This is a genomic window from Streptomyces sp. NPDC044061, assembly GCF_056434305.1.
Window position 1 is genome coordinate 33158 of record NZ_JBWKFL010000052.1, and the last position, 16543, is coordinate 49700.

At 69.4% G+C, this 16543-nt stretch carries 14 protein-coding genes; 1 reads left to right on the top strand and 13 read right to left on the bottom strand.

Annotation, left to right across the window (positions count from 1 at the left end; genetic code table 11):
• Positions 1-252 precede the first annotated feature (252 nt).
• From AC07CM_RS43335 to AC07CM_RS43355, 5 genes are all read right to left on the bottom strand, one after another.
• A complete protein-coding gene (locus tag AC07CM_RS43335) occupies positions 253-1347 on the bottom strand; it encodes a hypothetical protein (protein ID WP_478882058.1) in 1095 nt (364 codons plus the stop codon).
• Positions 1347-2009, bottom strand: a complete 663-nt coding sequence (locus tag AC07CM_RS43340; protein WP_478882059.1) for an RNA polymerase sigma factor — start codon at positions 2007-2009, stop codon at positions 1347-1349. The genes AC07CM_RS43335 and AC07CM_RS43340 overlap by 1 nt, the downstream gene beginning before the upstream one ends.
• A 258-nt stretch (positions 2010-2267) precedes the next feature.
• Positions 2268-3038, bottom strand: a complete 771-nt coding sequence (locus AC07CM_RS43345; protein WP_478882060.1) for a hypothetical protein — start codon at positions 3036-3038, stop codon at positions 2268-2270.
• Positions 3039-3140: 102 nt separating this feature from the next.
• Positions 3141-3773, bottom strand: coding sequence for an RNA polymerase sigma factor (locus AC07CM_RS43350; RefSeq protein WP_478882061.1), 633 nt, complete (start codon positions 3771-3773; stop codon positions 3141-3143).
• Between the two features lie 169 nt (positions 3774-3942).
• Positions 3943-4842 (bottom strand): L,D-transpeptidase family protein, encoded by a 900-nt coding sequence (locus tag AC07CM_RS43355; protein ID WP_478882062.1) that lies wholly within the window; start codon positions 4840-4842, stop codon positions 3943-3945.
• A 233-nt stretch (positions 4843-5075) separates the two neighbouring features.
• Here AC07CM_RS43355 and AC07CM_RS43360 point away from each other — a divergent pair, with 233 nt between their 5' ends.
• Entirely contained in the window at positions 5076-5501 is a 426-nt protein-coding gene (locus tag AC07CM_RS43360) for a hypothetical protein (protein ID WP_478882063.1), read from the top strand.
• A gap of 42 nt (positions 5502-5543) precedes the next feature.
• Here the strand turns inward: AC07CM_RS43360 and AC07CM_RS43365 are convergent, their stop codons facing one another.
• The 8 genes from AC07CM_RS43365 to AC07CM_RS43400 form a co-directional block, all read right to left on the bottom strand.
• Complete coding sequence (locus tag AC07CM_RS43365; protein WP_478882064.1) at positions 5544-6107, bottom strand: hypothetical protein; 564 nt, start codon at positions 6105-6107, stop codon at positions 5544-5546.
• Positions 6104-7267, bottom strand: coding sequence for a hypothetical protein (locus AC07CM_RS43370; RefSeq protein ID WP_478882065.1), 1164 nt, complete (start codon positions 7265-7267; stop codon positions 6104-6106). Before AC07CM_RS43370 ends, AC07CM_RS43365 begins: the two co-directional genes overlap by 4 nt.
• Before the next feature lie 4 nt (positions 7268-7271).
• Positions 7272-8528, bottom strand: a complete 1257-nt coding sequence (locus tag AC07CM_RS43375) for a DUF4241 domain-containing protein (protein WP_478882066.1) — start codon at positions 8526-8528, stop codon at positions 7272-7274.
• On the bottom strand, positions 8528-8920 hold the full coding sequence (locus AC07CM_RS43380; protein WP_478882073.1) for a hypothetical protein: 393 nt from the start codon (positions 8918-8920) through the stop codon (positions 8528-8530). Before AC07CM_RS43380 ends, AC07CM_RS43375 begins: the two co-directional genes overlap by 1 nt.
• Positions 8921-9135: 215 nt before the next feature.
• Positions 9136-9813, bottom strand: coding sequence for a hypothetical protein (locus tag AC07CM_RS43385; protein ID WP_478882067.1), 678 nt, complete (start codon positions 9811-9813; stop codon positions 9136-9138).
• 380 nt (positions 9814-10193) lie between these two features.
• Complete coding sequence (locus AC07CM_RS43390; RefSeq protein ID WP_478882068.1) at positions 10194-10664, bottom strand: hypothetical protein; 471 nt, start codon at positions 10662-10664, stop codon at positions 10194-10196.
• Between the two features lie 347 nt (positions 10665-11011).
• Entirely contained in the window at positions 11012-11509 is a 498-nt protein-coding gene (locus tag AC07CM_RS43395) for a hypothetical protein (RefSeq protein ID WP_478882069.1), read from the bottom strand.
• A 132-nt stretch (positions 11510-11641) separates the two neighbouring features.
• On the bottom strand, positions 11642-16543 hold a 4902-nt coding region (locus AC07CM_RS43400; protein ID WP_478882070.1), incomplete at its 5' end, for a golvesin C-terminal-like domain-containing protein.

Genomic DNA, 16543 nt, shown 5'->3' on the forward strand with positions numbered 1-16543 from the left:
CCCTCCTCTCCCCCCCCCCCCCCCCCCCCCCTCCCCCCCCCGCCCCCCCCCCCCCCCCCCCCCCCCCCCCCCCCCCCCCCCCCCCCCCGCCAGGTGCACGAGCCGTGGGTACGGGGGGAACCCCGGCTCAGTGCGACGGCCGATGACCAGTCGGCTCACTCATTACTGCGTCGAGGGGGCCGGAAACGTCACACCCCTCACGGAGAAATTTTCGCGACTTATAAAAACGCAGGTCACAGGCGTGTTTGAGGGTCAGAGTGCGCTGTACGACGGGCTCGGCGAGGGGGCCGGCGTGATCGTCTGCCCCGTCGGGGCCGCCGGTGTGAAGGCCGAGGGCGCGGGAGAGGCGACGCTGCCCCGGTGGCGGCCGTGGTGTCCGTGCCCCCGGCCGGGGTGGCCGTCGTCGTCGCCCTGGCCGTTGCCGTCCCCCTTGCCGTCCCCGTTGTCCTCGCCCTTGCCCTTGCCGGGGCCGCCGTCGGTGCCGCCGGCGTCGCCCTTGCCCTCGCCGCCGGAGGTGGTCAGGCCGGCCAGGACGGACTTGCAGTACTTGGTCACCCGCGTGGAGCCGCCCGCCAGACCCTCGAGGGCCCGCTTGCGGTCGTTGCCCAGCTCCTTGCCGTCCCTGAGGTCGCGGCAGGCCGCGGCCGTCTCCCGCCACCAGGTGCCGGCGGTCCTGGAGGGGTCCACGGAACCGGGCGTGGCGCCCTTGCCGGTGCCCTTGTCCGGCCCGGTGGCCGCGCCGGACGGGGCACCGCCGGCGGACGCGCCGGAGCTGCCGCCGGGCGTGCCGGGCGCGATGCCCTGCGGGGGCCTCGGTGAGGGCGAGTCGAGCGGCCGGCCGGTTGTCTGCCCGGCGGAGACGGAGGCGGCGGGACCCGGGTGGTCGTCGTGGAACGGGATGGGCAGCACCCCGCTGCCCGCGGCCATGGCGACCCCGCCGAGCGTGCCGGCGGCCACCGCCGCGGCCAGCGCGAGGCGCACCGGACGGGCCCAGCGCGGGCGGCGCGCACGGATTCCGGTACGGGACCGGGCACCGATCCGGACCAGGCCCGCGTCCGCACCCCGGGCGACCGGGCCGGAGTGTCTGCCGGGGGTGCCGTCGCCGAGCGCGGCGGCGGTCCGCTCGGCCTCGGCCGCCTCGCGGGCCTTGCGGAACGCGGCCAGGGCGCCCTGCTCACCGGGCAGTTCGGCGGTCGCGGGAGCCGCCTCGGCGGAGAGTGCGCCGAGCGCCTCGGCGAGCCGTTCGGCCTGGTCACGGGCAGAGGCGTCGACGGCTTCCAGCGACTCACCACGCAGCAGACGTTCCGCCGTGTCACCGGTAAGCCACTCGTACTGCTCGTCGGCCATCACATGTCCTTCTGCGTCCGCGCACGCGTATGCGTCACAGTTGCGGACGACACCGCGCGACGGCGCGGTTCTCGCTGGGGTGGGAGCGCGTCCAGCACACCCGCCGATTCCGGATCGTCGCCGAGCAGCTCCGCGAGCCGCTTCAGGCCACGGTGTGCCGCGGTGCGCACGGCGCCCGCACGCTTGCCGAGCGTCTCGGCCGCGGACTTGGCGTCGAGGCCCACCACCACGCGCAGCACGACCGCCTCGGCCTGGTCCTGCGGGAGGCGCGCGATGAGGGACAGGGTGCTGTCGGTGGTCAGGGCCTCGATGGCCTCGCCGGCCGTGTCGGACTCGGCGGCCCGGCCGGTCAGTTCCGTCTCGTCGCCGCCGATCGCGGGACGGCGGCCGCGCATCCGTATGTGGTCCAGGGCACGGTTGCGGGCGATCCGGGCGGCCCAGCCGCGGAACCTGTCCGCGTCGCCGCTGAACCGGTCGAGGTCCCGGGCTATCTGCAGCCAGGCCTCCGACGTCACGTCCTCGGCGTCCGGGTCGCCGACCAGCGTGCGTACGTATCCGAGCAGCCTCGGGTGCACCGCGCGGTACACCGTACGGAACGCGGTCTCATCCCCGTCCTGTGCCGCACGTACCGCGGTGGTCAGCTCCGCGTCGTCCCCCAGCACCGCACTCCCTTTACGCCCTGTCTTCGGTCCGGCGCGAAAGGCACGTTACGGCGTGAAACCGTTCCTCGTCCATGTCCGTAGAAGATGCAACTAACTCGTGACACGTCGGGGGACGACGGGGTGTGACAGAAAACGCACTCACGGCGCTGAAGAAAGTACGGGCCGCCGCGCGGCCCGAGAGCGCGACGGCCGGGGCCTCTCCTGTGGGGGGTGGCGGCCCCGGCCGTTGCCCTGACACCCGGCCACGGGTGCCGAGGATCACTTCTTCCCGGTGGCCTTCCCGGAGTTGGCGGCCTTGCCGCTGTGCCCACTGTCGCCACTATTGCCGCTCTTGCTGCTATTGCCGCCGTTATCCGGTTTGTTGCTCTTGTTCGCGGCCGGCCCGTTCGGGCGCGCGCTCTGCGCTGCGCAGTACGCGGCGACGTTCTCCTCGCCGTCCGCGGCCGTGACCAGCCGCTGCCAGGCCGTCGCATCCATCGCCCTGCCGTGGTCCTTGACCTGCTCGTAGGCGCGGCAGTGGGCCAGGGTGTCCCCCGCGGTGGCCGGGTGGTCCGGGCGGGCCGAAGGGGCTCCGGACGACGCGGGGGCGGCCGGCTCGGCGGCCGGCTGTGCGGGGGCGCTCGCCGAGGGGCCGTCATGGCGCCGGTCCCCGCCGCCGTCGTGCTTCCCGGATCCGGCGGACCCGATCGCGGCGAACGCGACGCCGCCCAGCGTGAGGCTCGCGAACAGCACGCAGAGCGTGGCCTTCAGGGAGAGCTTCGCGCGGCGCTGCGGCCGGGGCCGCCAGTCGTCCCGGCGCCGGGTCCGCGTGCGGTGTGCCCCGGAGTCACGGGCGGTGCGGAACGCGGCCACGGCGCGCTCCTCGGCCTCGCGGTCGAGCCGGTCCGGCCGGAGAGCGGCGGCGAACCCGGCCTCGAACTGGGCCTCGAAGCCGGTGTCCACGTCCGCCGGCACCGGTCCCACGACGAGACCGGCAGGGTGCGCATGCCGGCGTCCGGGCAGCCCGTCGCCGCTGTGCCGTTCACCCATGCCCGTTCCCGTTCCTGATCCGTCCCGCCCGGCCCCTCGGGTCCGCCGGGGGCCGCGCCCCACTGGTTCTCGTGGATGTATACGGCCGGTGGCCGTCGCCGTTCATTTCGACTCCCCCAGCGTCCGGGGACCGTCATCCGTCACGCGCGCGTCCGCGTGGCCCCCGTCGCCCAGCTGGCGGGCGAGTCGCTTCAGCCCGCGGTACGCGGCCGTGCGGACCGCGCCCGGGCGCTTGCCGAGGACACGCGCGACGGCGGGGCCGTCGAGGCCGACGACCACCCGCAGCAGGACGGCCTCGGCCTGGTCGCGCGGCAGTGACCGGACCAGTTCCAGGGCGCGCTCGGTGGAGATGGACTCCAGCGCCTGGTCCTGGGTGCTGTGCGGTCCCGGCAGGTCCAGTACATCCTGTTCGAGCGCCGCCGACCGGGGCCGCACCCGCTGTCTGCGCAGGTGGTCCAGCGCCCGGTGGCGGGCGATGGTCGCGGTCCAGCCGCGGAAACCGGCGCCGTCGCCCCGGAACCTCCCGAGGTCGCGGGCTATCTCCAGCCAGGCGTCGGAGGCCACGTCCTCCGCCTCCTCGCCGACGAGGCCGCGCAGATAGCCGAGCAGGCCGGGCTGCACGATCCGGTAGGCCACCCCGAAGGCGGTCTCGTCACCGTCCTGGGCCCGCGCGACGGCCGTGCCCAGCTCCCCGTCGCGTGCCTGCAGGCGACGGGGCTCTCCTCCCTGGCCCAAGAACCGTCCTCGTCCGTACCCGGCCCGGGCCCGTGCCCGCGCTCGCCCCGAATCGGCGTGGTGCGACACGGCCGCCCGTGCCGCATGCCCCACGGTGATCAGCGCCGGGGCTCACAGATTTGTCACAGCCCTCAGGACTCTCGCCGGTCGCCCCTCGGTGGGGGCACCGTCAGCCGATGGCGATGCGCGGATGCGCGGCGGGCCGTATCCACCCCATGATCAGGTCCATCGTGGCGCGCGGCACGGACACACAACCGGCGGTCGCGCCCTGACCGTTGACGTGCAGGAAGATTCCGGCACCGCGGCCGGGCACGGCGGGCCACCGGTTGAAGTCGATGACGAGCGCCTTGGCGTACTGCACGGAGTGATCGACGAGGTGCTCGCTGCCCCGGTCACCGCTCTCGGTGAGCGGGAAGTCCGCGCCGGCGGCGGTGTGCATCGAGTTGTAGTACTTCGACTCCGGGTCCTCGACCCACCAGTGCGTCGAGTTCACCCGCGTGTACGGCATGCTCGTCCCGCCCGCCTCGACGCCGAACCCCTCGGTGAGGGTGTAGGTCCCGGTGGGAGTGGTGTACGTACCCTGCCGCCGGGTCGACCCCGCCACGACCCCGTTGCTGCCGACACGCCCGGCGGTCGTGCTGAACTGCGCCTTCCATCCCGAGGCTCCCTTGGACCAGGCGGTCACCGTGGCGTACGAGCCGCTGGACTTCACGGTGATGAGCTGGGTGGCGTTGCCGGGATCGGCGGGCACGGGGAAGTTGGGGGCGCTGACGGCGGTGGGGGCCTCGCGGCTCTGGCGCGTGCCGCCCGCGGCCGACGAGCTGGTGGACGAGGCGGAGGCACTCGGCTCGGCCTTCGTCGAGGCGGACGCGGAGGCGGAGGCGGACGCGGACGCGGAGGGTGTGGCAGAGGCGGAGGCGGACGCACTGGACGTGCCGGAAGCCGCCGATGCCCCGACGGCGACGCTCTCCGCCGCGTCACCGGACTCCGCCCCTCCCCCACCGCCTTCCTCCTGCCCACAGGCCGACAGCAGCAGAGCACCGGCGACGGCCAGCGCGGCGGAGCACATACGGGCACGGGATCGCGAAGCGGGCAGCACGAAGAGACCCTTCGGTGGGTGAGAACGGAGACGTGCGGAGACATGCGAAGGCACGGCCGGAAGCAGCGGGCCTGAACGAGCGCCGGTTATACAGGAGTTGGAATCGCCATCGCGAGCGACCGGATATAGCGGACTATTCGCACGACCGTCAGTGCCGCCTCCTACGCTGCCCCGAACGAAGATCGCGGAAGGAAGGCAGTGACATGGGTGGCAACTGCTGGACGAACACCGGCCCGTACCAGCGTGACCTGGAAGCGGCGTTCCGCCGGGCCCAGGCTGAGGAACTGGCCGATGACGACCACGGCTTCGGTGAGGGCCGCACGATCGAGGAGCTGTGGCGGGACCCGGCCTGGCAGGAGTACATCTTCACCGGCGGCACGGCCACGGTTCTGGACTTCCCCGTGATGATCGACGCCACGGACCCCGACGGCGGCCCCTTCATGCGCCCGCTGACGGAGGAGGAGATCCGCGCCTTCGCCCCCGACGGCCGCCCCACGTACGCCGACTGGGACGAGGCCCTGGACTCCGAGCGACTGGAATTCCCGGCTGGGGCACAGGGCAGATGCACGGTGCTCTACACGGGTGGCGAACCGACCCACATCGCCCATTGGGGAGTCACGGCGGACTAGATGCACGAGTCCAAGAGACTCGCAGATGGTCGCAGGACTCGATCAGGGGCCGGAGCCGGCGGAAACCGTCGGATTGGTCGTGTCGAAGTAGACCGTGTCCGTGCCTGAATCGAGATGGAACGTGCCGAAGTACGTCCCGCCCGTCATCTCACGGTCGAAGGTGTCGCTCCGGACCCACCTGGCTCCCGCGGGCATGAACTCGGCGAGTTCAGCTGGCAGCCGGCTTGGCGTCTCAGGGTGGAAGCTCCGGTGCGGTGCACCCGTGACAGCAGCCACGGAACCTGCCCTCAACCGAGCCGTTCCCACGACTCGAACATCGGTAGGGCCCGGAACGGACACCCTCGAATCGGTACCCAACGCGATCCCGAGCCAGTGCGCGCCGGACAGCGGCCCGAGCGCGGCGAACCGGCGCTCCAGGGGCTCCAGGTCCGTGCGGACCTTGGCGCTGTCTGTGCCCTTCGCAGTCGACGTACACGCTGTGAGCAGCATCCCCGCGCCAAGCGCGAGCATCGCCCGGCGACCGAGACCCGCCATGCCACCCACCGGCCACTCTCCCCCGAGCTCCCACATCCCGGGCCTGATCGTAACGGTCGGCTCACCGCTCACCCGTTGGAATCGATCGTCCAGGGCCCGCGCATGTCGAGGAGCCCGCCGACGACGATGCCCGTGACGAGGAAGGCGGCCGTCGCGGTCAGCAGGGTGACTTCGTAGTACGCCGCCGGAGTCGCCCGGGTGGCGGCCCAGGCGGCACCGGCGGCGGTGAGTACGGCGGACCCGAGCCGCTTCGCGTCGACCGCCGTGTCCCGCCAGGCGAGGGCCGTGGCCGTCACGGCGCCCACGAGTCCCGCCGCCGCGGACAGCTGAGGAGTCCCGAACATGACTCCGTACCGGATGGCGAGGGCGGGCAGGAAGAACAGGGCGAGCCAGTGGCCGAGGGCGTGCCGCGCGAAGGCGAGGGTGGGTCCGGGGACGTCCGGCTCCCGCAGGCGTGAGGCGGCACGGCGGAGGCCGGCGAGCGCGACGACGGCCGCCGCGGCCACCGGCAGACGCTCACCCAGCCTCCCCAGGTTGTAGAGCAGAGCGGTGTCGTAGACGACGAGGACGAGCGCGCCCAGCGCTCCGAGCGACGCGATGAACACGAGCAGTCCCGGCACGGAGGCGGGGGTGCGGCCGGTCTCCGAGTCACGAGCCGCGAGCCACCGGAGGAGACAAGGGGTCAGGACGGCCGAGACACCCCGCACGACGATGTCGTCGACCGTGTAGGGATTCCGCAGATCCCACTCCACCAGACAGAACACGACGGTGTACGACACGGAGGCGAGCGGCAGCAGGGCCGACCGGACGACCTCTCGGTACAAGTCCATGTCGAGCCACCGCACGACGGTCGCGAACGCCAGCAGGACGAAGGGGAGTTCGAGGAAGGCCTGGATGCGCAGGACCGAGGGAGCGAGAAGCTCGGGGGCGGGGAAGCCGTCGGCGAGCCACCGCAGACCGGGGCTTCCGGTGGCGAGCTCGAACCATCCCGTCGGCAGATATCGCGCGACGAAGGACGGATCGCCGCCGTGGACGCGCAGCACGTACACGGTGAACAGCACCTGGTTGACGTAGACGAGGCCGGTCACCACCGCCAGGGCGGGGAGCGGGGACAGTGCCCGACGAGCCGCCGGGCCGCCGGACGGCGCCGCACACCGGGCCACCACACGCGGGGCGAGCACCAGGGAGAGGACGACCGACACCACCACCAGGGCGTCCACGAGCACGTTCACGAGCTCAGGAAGCGGGGGAGGCGGTGGTGAGCGTGGCCTCGTGCAGGACGAGCATGTCCGCCACGAAGCAGGTGACCCCGCCGTCCGCGTCCCTGCCGATCCACACGGGATAGGAGCCGTCTCCGCGACCGCTGGGGTAGGCGATCAGGTTGGTGCCGGTGGCCGCATCGTCGAGGACCGAGATGCCGTTGCCGTCCTCTTCCCCCGTTCCCGCGACCTGGCGGTCCCAGAACCGTTTGCCCAGTTCCCCGGCCATGGACGCGTCGACGAAGGAACCGGTGCCGGAATCCACGCCGAAGCCGTAGAACTCCCCGTCCCGCAGCAGGCGTTCGTCCTGGCCCGCGAGCAGCGCCGACTCCCAGGTCACCGTCCGCCGTTCGGAGATCAGCACGCGGACCGCGGTGTACTCGTCGATGACGATCGTCCGGCCGTGGTGCTCGGCCGTGTAGCCGGCGGAGGCCAGCTGCACCGGGTAACTCCCCGGCGGCACCTTCACGGTGAACCCGGCGTCCTCCGCGCAGGCGCCGTACGTGGGGTCGCGCGCCACCAGGCGTCCGCTGGGCAGGTGCAGTGTCCCGGCCGCAGTCGGGTCACGGACGGTGTACTCCTCGTCGGTCGTGAAGTGGGCACCCGAGGTGAACAGTTCGTTCAGATGCCGCGGCCGCATCGGCCGGGGTGGCCGCCAGTTGGGCTCGGCGGGCTCGTCCTCCGGCACATCCGGGACTTGGCGCAGTTCACAGCCGTCGGAGCCCTCGAAGCCGAGCACGGTGAACAGGCCCTGCCAACGCCCGAATTCCGGCGCCGGGAACCACCGCCGCTCCTCGGGCACATCCGCGATGGTGTGGAGCGAGCCCCCCTTGTCGCCCTGCGGCTCGACGATCTGCCGACCGCTTCCGTCCGGCCGAAGCTCGATGGTCAGCCGTCCGGCGTCCGCCGCGAACTCGGGCATGGCCTCGCCCTTGTACGCCCAGGCGCGCTGGTACGCGAAGAAGAGCCGGTCCGCCTCCAGGCGCCGCAGCTCCATCTCGACGAACCGCCGCCCCTGCATGTCGTACCCCCACAGCCCGAGGAAGTGACGCTCCCAGGCCACGTGCGCGACGATCGCCGCGGGGCTGCCTCCCTGTCGCAGCACCACCGCGTACGGCAGACCCGCCGCGTCCCGTTCGGCCGCCGTCGCGGCGCTGATCGGCCCGAGCACGGCCCCACGCCCGGGGTCCCAGCCCTCGCCGTAGGCGACGTCGACGGCCTCCTGACCGGCCATCAGGCTGCAGCCCTCCGCGCCCGCCCGTGCAGCGTCAGCCAGAAGGTCTGCAACGACTCCCCCGGACCGCCCAGTTCGAAGCGGTTGAGGACCTTGCCGAGGGGGTTCCAGACCCGTCCGTCCGGCATCCGCACACCGACCGGCTGCCCGAAGTAGACGCGCTGGTCCACGTCGAAGTCCACCCAGACCGCCCCCGCCCGGCGCACGAGCACCTCACCGACGTAGGCCCCGAGCCCGAGCAGCGCGCTGCGGGCGCCTTCGCGGTCGGCCCCGCCCTTGCGCAGGCCGTCGATCAGGAAGTCGACGACCCGCAGGCTGCGCTCGGAGTAGTCCAGCGGCAGCCGGTTGCGGGCGGTGGCACGTGCGAGGAAGTCCGCCGCGTACGAACGCATCTCATCCGCGCACGGCACCCGTTCGTCCACTTCGGCCACGGTTGGTTCCCCCTTTGCTCGATTCCGGGGAGAAACTGAGATCGGATCCCCCCTGGTTGACCAAGCGGATACCGGGCGTTGAACATCACAGGTGCACACACGTGTCATGCACCACACAAGAAAGTCACGTGCGGCCTACAACCTTTTCGCCGGCTGTGCGTCCGGCGTTGCCCAGGTCACTCCACCCCGGACGGCAAGGCCACGTGCCCGCTGAACACCCCACGGCTGTCAGCCCGTACCTCCTGACTCACCGCGATGTCCCCGCTCTGGAACGGCACGAGGAACGTGAACGCGTACCGGTGTGACGCGACCCGGTACCCCTGCGCCCCGTCGCCCAGGTCCCACGTCTCGCTGAAGCTCTTGAGCGTGATCTGGTTGTCGGTCGCCGTCACCCCGGCCTTGCGCAACTGAGCCAGCGTGGGCTCTGCCTCGCGCACGGCTCGCTTGAGCGCGGGACGGCTCCGGGCAGTGGGCAACTGCCATCCGGACGCGCTGACCCGAAGTCGCACGCCCGCCCCCGTACGGCTCACCGTCGCACTCTTGGCGTACTCCGCGAACGCGTCCAGATCGGCCAAGGGATCCTCGACGTCATTGGCGATATCGGGGTCGGAGAGCGCCCCCTTCTTCCACCGCTCAGCACCCTCTTTGACGTAACCCGTGCCTCCGACGACATACACCGCCTCGGGCTTGCGCTCGCCCTTGCTGGTGGTGACCGTACCGGTCTGCTGGAGGGCGACGGGGGCGGTGGTCCGGTGCACGGTCGCTGCGTACGTCGCACTCGACGGCGCCTGCCCCTGCATGACGGCGGACTCGCTGCCCCGCAGGGCGAACGTCCAGCCCTTCTCAGCCCCCATGGCCTCCCGGGCACGGGCAACGAACTGGGCAGCGGTCTTCGGCTCCGGCTTCCGTTTACCCTTCGGCTCCGGTTCGGCCTGCGCGGTCTTCGAGGGGGTATGCCGCCCCGCCGGCTTTCGCTTGCCGTCATGCGGCGAGCATCCGGACGACACGGCCACGGCAGCCACGACCAATACGACACCGACGGCACGGCGCCCACTCAGACGGACACGTATTCCGGACAGCACGTCACAGCCCTTCGGGGGGAGTTCGATGGCGGCGCGGTTATACAGCAGCCGGCGGCGCGACAGCGAACCCCGGCACAAAGGGGACACGCGAAGCCCCTCCCGGGAGTCCCGGGGGCGATCGTTCTTCACATGCGGTGGGGCTCGGCTCCCGATCAGTCGGTGCGGTCGCTCAGGCCCAGCACTTGCGGGTTTTCGCCGGGGAAGTCCCTGGGTATGCCCGGCACGTCGATGGTGCGCCCGTACACGCCGGCCAGGAACTCGACGGCACCGACCGGGAACTCCGACCAGTCGCCGTTGTCCCCGCGGACGACGACCGGCCATGCGTCCGGGTCCGCGGGGCTCGTCTTCCAGTAGAAGGAGTCCCCCGAATTGGACTCCGCCCAGGAGATCAGGCCTCCCGGCTGCGGGAAGGGAACGCAGTCCTCGGTGTAGCCCATCTCGTACAGGTCCTGGAGGATCGCGTCCTCCCTGGCCTCGGACGCCCAGGACGCCTCGGTGCCGGGCCGGGGAACGGACACGCTCAGGAAGTCGTCGACGACCAGGACCGGGTACGCCTCCGCCAGAGCGCGGAAGTCCGAGGGCAGCCCCTTCCCGAGGACCGCCTCAAGGGCGACCCAGTCCACGCTGCGCCCCCGGGCACTCGCCACCGTTTCATCGACGGAAGCACGGCCTCCAACTCTTCGGCCCTCAACATGTCGTCTGCCAATCCGGGCTGTTCTGGACCACAACGTTGCCGAACAGTACTCAGGCCTCGGTGTAGCACTCTGCGTCGCACGAGGACGGGGGCGGCCAGGCCCGCGGGCACGGCATACGGGCCCCTGACTGGCCGCTCGAGCGGGTGATCGGCGTCTCGGTGATGGCGCCCTACTGACCGGCATGTCCCAGCGTCCTCACAACAGTGCCATCCCCCCGATCACAGAAAGAGTCACGGAAGCGACCCGACGGGGCCGAGGCGCGATGATACTCACTCTCACCCGAGACTCAGACTCCCCAGCAAGGCGAAGAAAAGATCCTCTGCGAACGGGTCGGCCTCCTTTTGGAAGATCTCGACCAGCGGAGCTGTCGCCACCTGGCGCCCCGTCAAGCGACCCCAGTTGACGGCACGTTCCGCAGCCTGTTCCGGTGTCAGCATCCAGTCCTCCAGCCGCTGCCCGTCTTCAGCCAAATAGCCCGCCATCGCTTTGGGACTCAGACAGGCAGTCCAAGCCCCATTGCTGGAGTCGGCGGCCTCGATCACCACGCAATCGCTGTCCATCACAAATCCGACAAGCGCAGGCTTGCCGGTTTCCTCGGCAAGAGCAAGGGCCAGGTCATCAGCCTCGATGTCGGGCTCCGCCGGATGCTCCCAGACCTGCCAATCTCCCGACAGGCGTCGATTCAGCGTCAGCCTCGGGATCGCCCGTGTACAGGCCAGGTCCCCAAGGGGGGAGGCAGATTCGGCAACAGCGAAATATCCCCAATATCCCATCGATTCTCCCGTATCACAGTTCTGCCAGATACCACGCCGGAGGCAATGCATATCTTACCGCCGCCCAGCGAGCGGGCCCCTCCTGCCATGCAATGAACAGGAGGGGCCCGTCACGACTTACCGATCACTCATTCACGGAAACACCGGAACAAATATCGGGCCGCCGACAGGACTCTCAGGCGTCCACGGATTGTTTGACCAGTCGTGATTGGTGATGTTCCTGTGCCACCAGTCCCGGAACTTGTCCAGCGTGCTCGGACCAGGCTCCTTGACAGGCTCCTCAATCGGGTCCGGGATAATGACGCGCGGGGGCGCCGCCTTGGCGGCGGTGTAGACGATTACCCCCTCGTCCGTCGGATGCGAGGTGGCGACCACCGTCTGGTCCGTCTCCTTGACGTACCCGACTGCGGGCATCGACAGATCGAAGCCCGGCACGATGTCGAGGCCCTTGTACGCAGGGTCCTCCTTCATCCGCTCGATGTAGCCGGCCAGCTCTCCCTTACCGGTGTTTGCGACACCGGCGCTCTTCACCTCCCACACGAAGAGCTTGTTGCCCTCCGTGTAGCAGATGTCCGCAGCGCCGGGGTTCCCTGTTTTCTTTTTGCTCGCCCCATCGACACCACACTCGGTTTTCACCTGGAACGCGGCCCAAGGATTACCGGTGCGCATCACCCCCTGCAACCGGATCACGGACGCCGCGGCGTCCCGCGCCCGGTTGTGCCTGGACGCGTTGTACTTCCACGGCTTGTCGTTCTTGTTGATCGGGTTCGGCGTACGGTTGATCGTGACGGCCGTGCAGCCCCTGACGCCCTCACACATGGCATCGACCGACGTGTGGCCATCGACCTCGACACCTGAAACGGGGTTCCCCCCGGCGAAGGCGTAGCGGTTGCTGGTGTAGGGGTCCGCTCCCAGGTCCATGTCGGCAAGGGCGCCGTTGTACATGTCCCGGGTGGTGAACCGGCCCAGGCCCGGGTCGTAGTCGCGGAAGCCCATGTCGTAGGTGCCGGACTGGGCGTCCCAGCGCTTGGCGTTGAACCGGTACGGGTTGTATGCCTCCTTTGTCGGGTCGGCCGCGTCCGGCTTGTCGATGCCGGTGAACTCGGACGTGTCGTCGGAGCCGTAGGCGGTGTAGCCGTACGTCGCCTTCGTGTCACCGTTCTTGTCCGTGAGGGTCTCGACGTCGGTGTGGCCGTTGTAGCCGTAGTAGCCGTCTTCGCTCGTGCCGTCGCTGTTGTACTTGATCTGCGACAGGCGCTCGCCCCACGGGCTGTACTGGTACGACTTGGTCAGCGTGCCGGCGACCTTCTCGTCCAGGACCTCGTTCGACAGGCCCAGGTACTCGTAGTCCGTCGTCTTACCGTCGGCGGTCTTCGCGGTGGTCCGGTCGAGCGGGTCGTACGTGTACGCGGTCGACTTCAGCGCGCCCGTGGCGTCCGTCTTCTGGGACTCCACGATGTGGTCGAAGCCGTCGTACACACTCCGGGAGATGATCTTCCCGTCCGACGCCGACGTCACCGAGTCCTGGCGACCGAACGGGTCGTAGTTGTACTTGGCGACGGCACTACCGACCGTGGCGCGCAGCAGGCGGTTACGGTCGTACTCGTACGCGGTCGTGGTGCCCTTGACCGTCTCGCTGATGACATTGGCATTGTTGTCGTGGACGTATGTCTCCGTCCCCGCGCCGTTGCCGGTCTTCACCGCCTGCTTCAGCCGGTCGGCCGGGTCGTAGGTGTAGTCCGTGGTGGAGTCGAGGTACGCCGAGTGGTTATCGGCGTTCATCTTCCTCGCCACGTCCTGCGACTTGTTGCCGTTCGGGTCGTAGGCGTAGGTGTGCGAGTCGACGAGGGTGCCGTTGGGCTTCTTCTCCGTAGCCGACTTGAGAGCTGCGTCCAGGTAGTACGTGTAGTCGACGGTGTTGCCGTTGGCCTTGGTCTCCTGGAGCTCCTGGCCGCGGTCGGTGTACGTGTACGACGTCACCTTCGGCGACGCGTCCGTGGGGGACTTGCCGACCGAGACGGTCTTCACCAGCTCACGCAGGTCGTACGTGTACTTGGAGAACTGGTCCGGGTGCGTGATCGTGTCCGGCTGGCCGTTCGCGTCGTACGTGTACGACGTGGACTTCTTCTCCACCCCGGCCAGCGACTCGCTCACCTTCTGGACCTGGTTGAGGCCCGTGTAGGCGACCGCGTACGAGTCGATCTTCGCCGTGGACGAGGTGTCTTCGATCTGGGTCAGGTTGCCGTTGAGGTCGTAGGAGTAGGCGAAGTTGTCCTTCTCCGTGTCCGCCGGGTCGCCGGTGGTGTCCCGGACGAGCTTGACGCCGTCCGCCACGACCGTGCCGCCGCTGTTCTGGAACAGCTGCAGCTTGGCCGCGTTGCCCTGCTTGAAGGCGAAGGAGCCCAGCGAGACCCAGGTGCCCTGGTTCGCGGTGGCGTTCTGGTCGATCGTCTTGTCGGTCGTCCCGCCGTCGTACGTCAACGTGTACTTCGCCGTCGTAGCGGCGCCCGTCACCTTCGGGAACTTCACGTACGCGGCGTACGTGCCGTCCTTGGGGATGTTGAGCGTCCACGTGTAGGCGTCCGTGCCGGTGCCGGCCGCGTGGGTCTCGTGGTTGTAGCCCTGCTGGCCGGTGACGTCTCCCTTGGTCCAGGTGCCGGTCTTCGAGGTGTTCTGGGTGTCGGAGTTGTCGACCAGGACAACCGACTTGCCCGCCGGGACACCGTCGTCCGAGCGGGACTTCAGCGAACCGTCGGGGTAGTAGGACCACGACATCGTGCGGTCCGAGGAGCCGCCTGCCGAGGTCAGGGTCCGCTTGGTCTGCTGGCCCAGCTCGTTGTAGTCGTAGGTCGTGACGATGTCCCACTGGTCCACGGACGACCTCACCCAGCCGTTATCAAAATAGCTGTAGGTGGTGTCGTTGCGGACGGTTTCACCGTCCGACGCGGGCAGTGAAGTCTTCGCCACCCGCCCGACCTTGTCGTAGACGGTCTCCGTGTAGACGTTCGGGTCGTTGTAGCGGCTGTCCGCCGGGTCATAGGGCTGGTACTGCTTGGCCGGGCGGTTCAGCTCGTCGTACGACGTGCGGACCGTGAAAGCGTCGGTGGAACCGGCCGCCGTCGCGCGTGGCGTGAGCACCTTGGTGGTGTTGCCGACCTGGTCGTACTCGTACTTCGTCGACCGCCTCGTGGCGCCCTCGTGCGGGACCTTGACCTCGGTCTGCTTGCCGCGCTCGTCGTAGGTGATGAGCGTGGTGTTGTTCTCGGCGTCCGTGGCCGAGGTGACCAGGCCGTCCTTGTCGTAGCCCTTCTGGGTGGTCTTGCCGGCCGCATCCGTGACGACTGTGACCCGGTGGTCCAGGTCGTAGTCGGTCTTGGCGGTGTAGTCGGTCGTGTCGGCCGTCGCATTCTTCTTCGGGTCGATGACCTTGGTGACGTTGCCGACGTCGTCGTACTCGTACGAGAGCTTGTCACTGTTCGCGTTGACCACGGACGTGAGCTGGTAGATCTCGTCGTAGTTGTTCGTGGTGACGTAGTCGGTCGAATCGGTCGTCGTCGCCGTGCCCTTGGGCTCGGTCGTCGTCTTCAGGTTGCCGGCCTTGTCGTACGTGTACGACGTGGTACGCGCGCCGGTCTGGTTGTTCGCCGGGGCGGTCGCCGAGGTGACCTGGTCCGCATTGTCGTACACCGCTGTCGAGACGGCGCCGTTGGGTGCCGTCGACTTCGTGACGTTGTCATTCTCGTCGTACACCGGCGCCAGGGTGGTGATCACGGCACCGGATTCCTTCGGCACCGTCCTGACCAGCGGACGCCCGTACGTGTCGTACGTCTGCGTGGTCACTTTGCTGTCAGCGTCGGTGACCTGGGTGACCTGGCCCCGGTCGTCGTAGGCGAACGTCGTCGCGAAACTCTTCGCGTCGATGATCGTCGCCGGGTAACCGGTCGGCCCGAAGCCGCTGTACGTCGTCGGGTTCCCGTTGGCGTCCGTCGCCTTGGTCATTTCGCCGTAGGCGTCGTACTCGTACGACGTGGTGTAGTCACCCGCCGTCGCCGTCGCGACCCCCTTCGGGTCCGTGACCGTCTTCAGGTTGCCGAAGCTGTCGTACCCGAACTGCCAGGCCCGGCCCTCCGGCGACGTCTTGCGGAACAGGTCCGCCGAGAAGCCGTCGGCACGCGTCTGGTACTCGTACTTCGATGCGTTGGCCGGCCACTTGGAGCTGTCGGTCACGCAGGTGGACGTCTGGTCCGGCACGCCCGCCTTGTTGTTCTCCGCGTCGCGCTGCCAGAGCGGGTAGCCCGTCTTCTGGTCGTAGCAGTACGCGGTCTTGGCGCCGTTGTCCTCCTCCAGATAGGTGACGTTGTTGTCCGCGTCCCAGCTCATCTTCGTGGTCTGGGACTTGGGGTTGGTCGTCTGCACCGGGCGTCCGAAGTCGTCGGTGACGTACTTCGTGGCGTGCGTCTCGGCATCCGTCACCGTGGTGTCGGTGAACTTCGTGTTCGCCGTGTCCACCGCATACACGAAACCGGTGTCGCCGCCGAGACGGTCGGTGATGGTCTTCGTCCACCAGTGGTACTTGGGGTCGTCACCCGCCTTCGGCTCGTTGTACGCCAGCTTGGTGTCGTGGCCGCGCGGGTCGGTGGCCGTGACCAGCTTGACGTTCTTGTTGCCCTGGACGGCGTCGTAGGTGAACTTGAAGTTCTTCGGCTGGCTGGAGCCGTCGCCGTCGGTGAACTGGCCCAGCAGGCCCTCGACCGTGTAGTAGAAGGAGACCTTGCGACCCGAGATGTCGGTGATCGACTTGACGTGGTCGTAGATGTCCGGGTCGGTCAGGCTCGTGCCGGAGACCTTGGCGCCCGTGCCGTCGATGTAGTCGTACGACGCGTCGCCCCTCTTGTAGTAGTCGAGCGTCAGGGACTGCCGGCCCGCCGGGTCGGTGACGTAGGCGAGGAACTTCGCCGCCTTGCCCTGGGTCTTGTGCTGCTCGTACGTGTACGTCTGCGTGTTGCCGTTCTTGTCGACGACAGACGTCAGGTA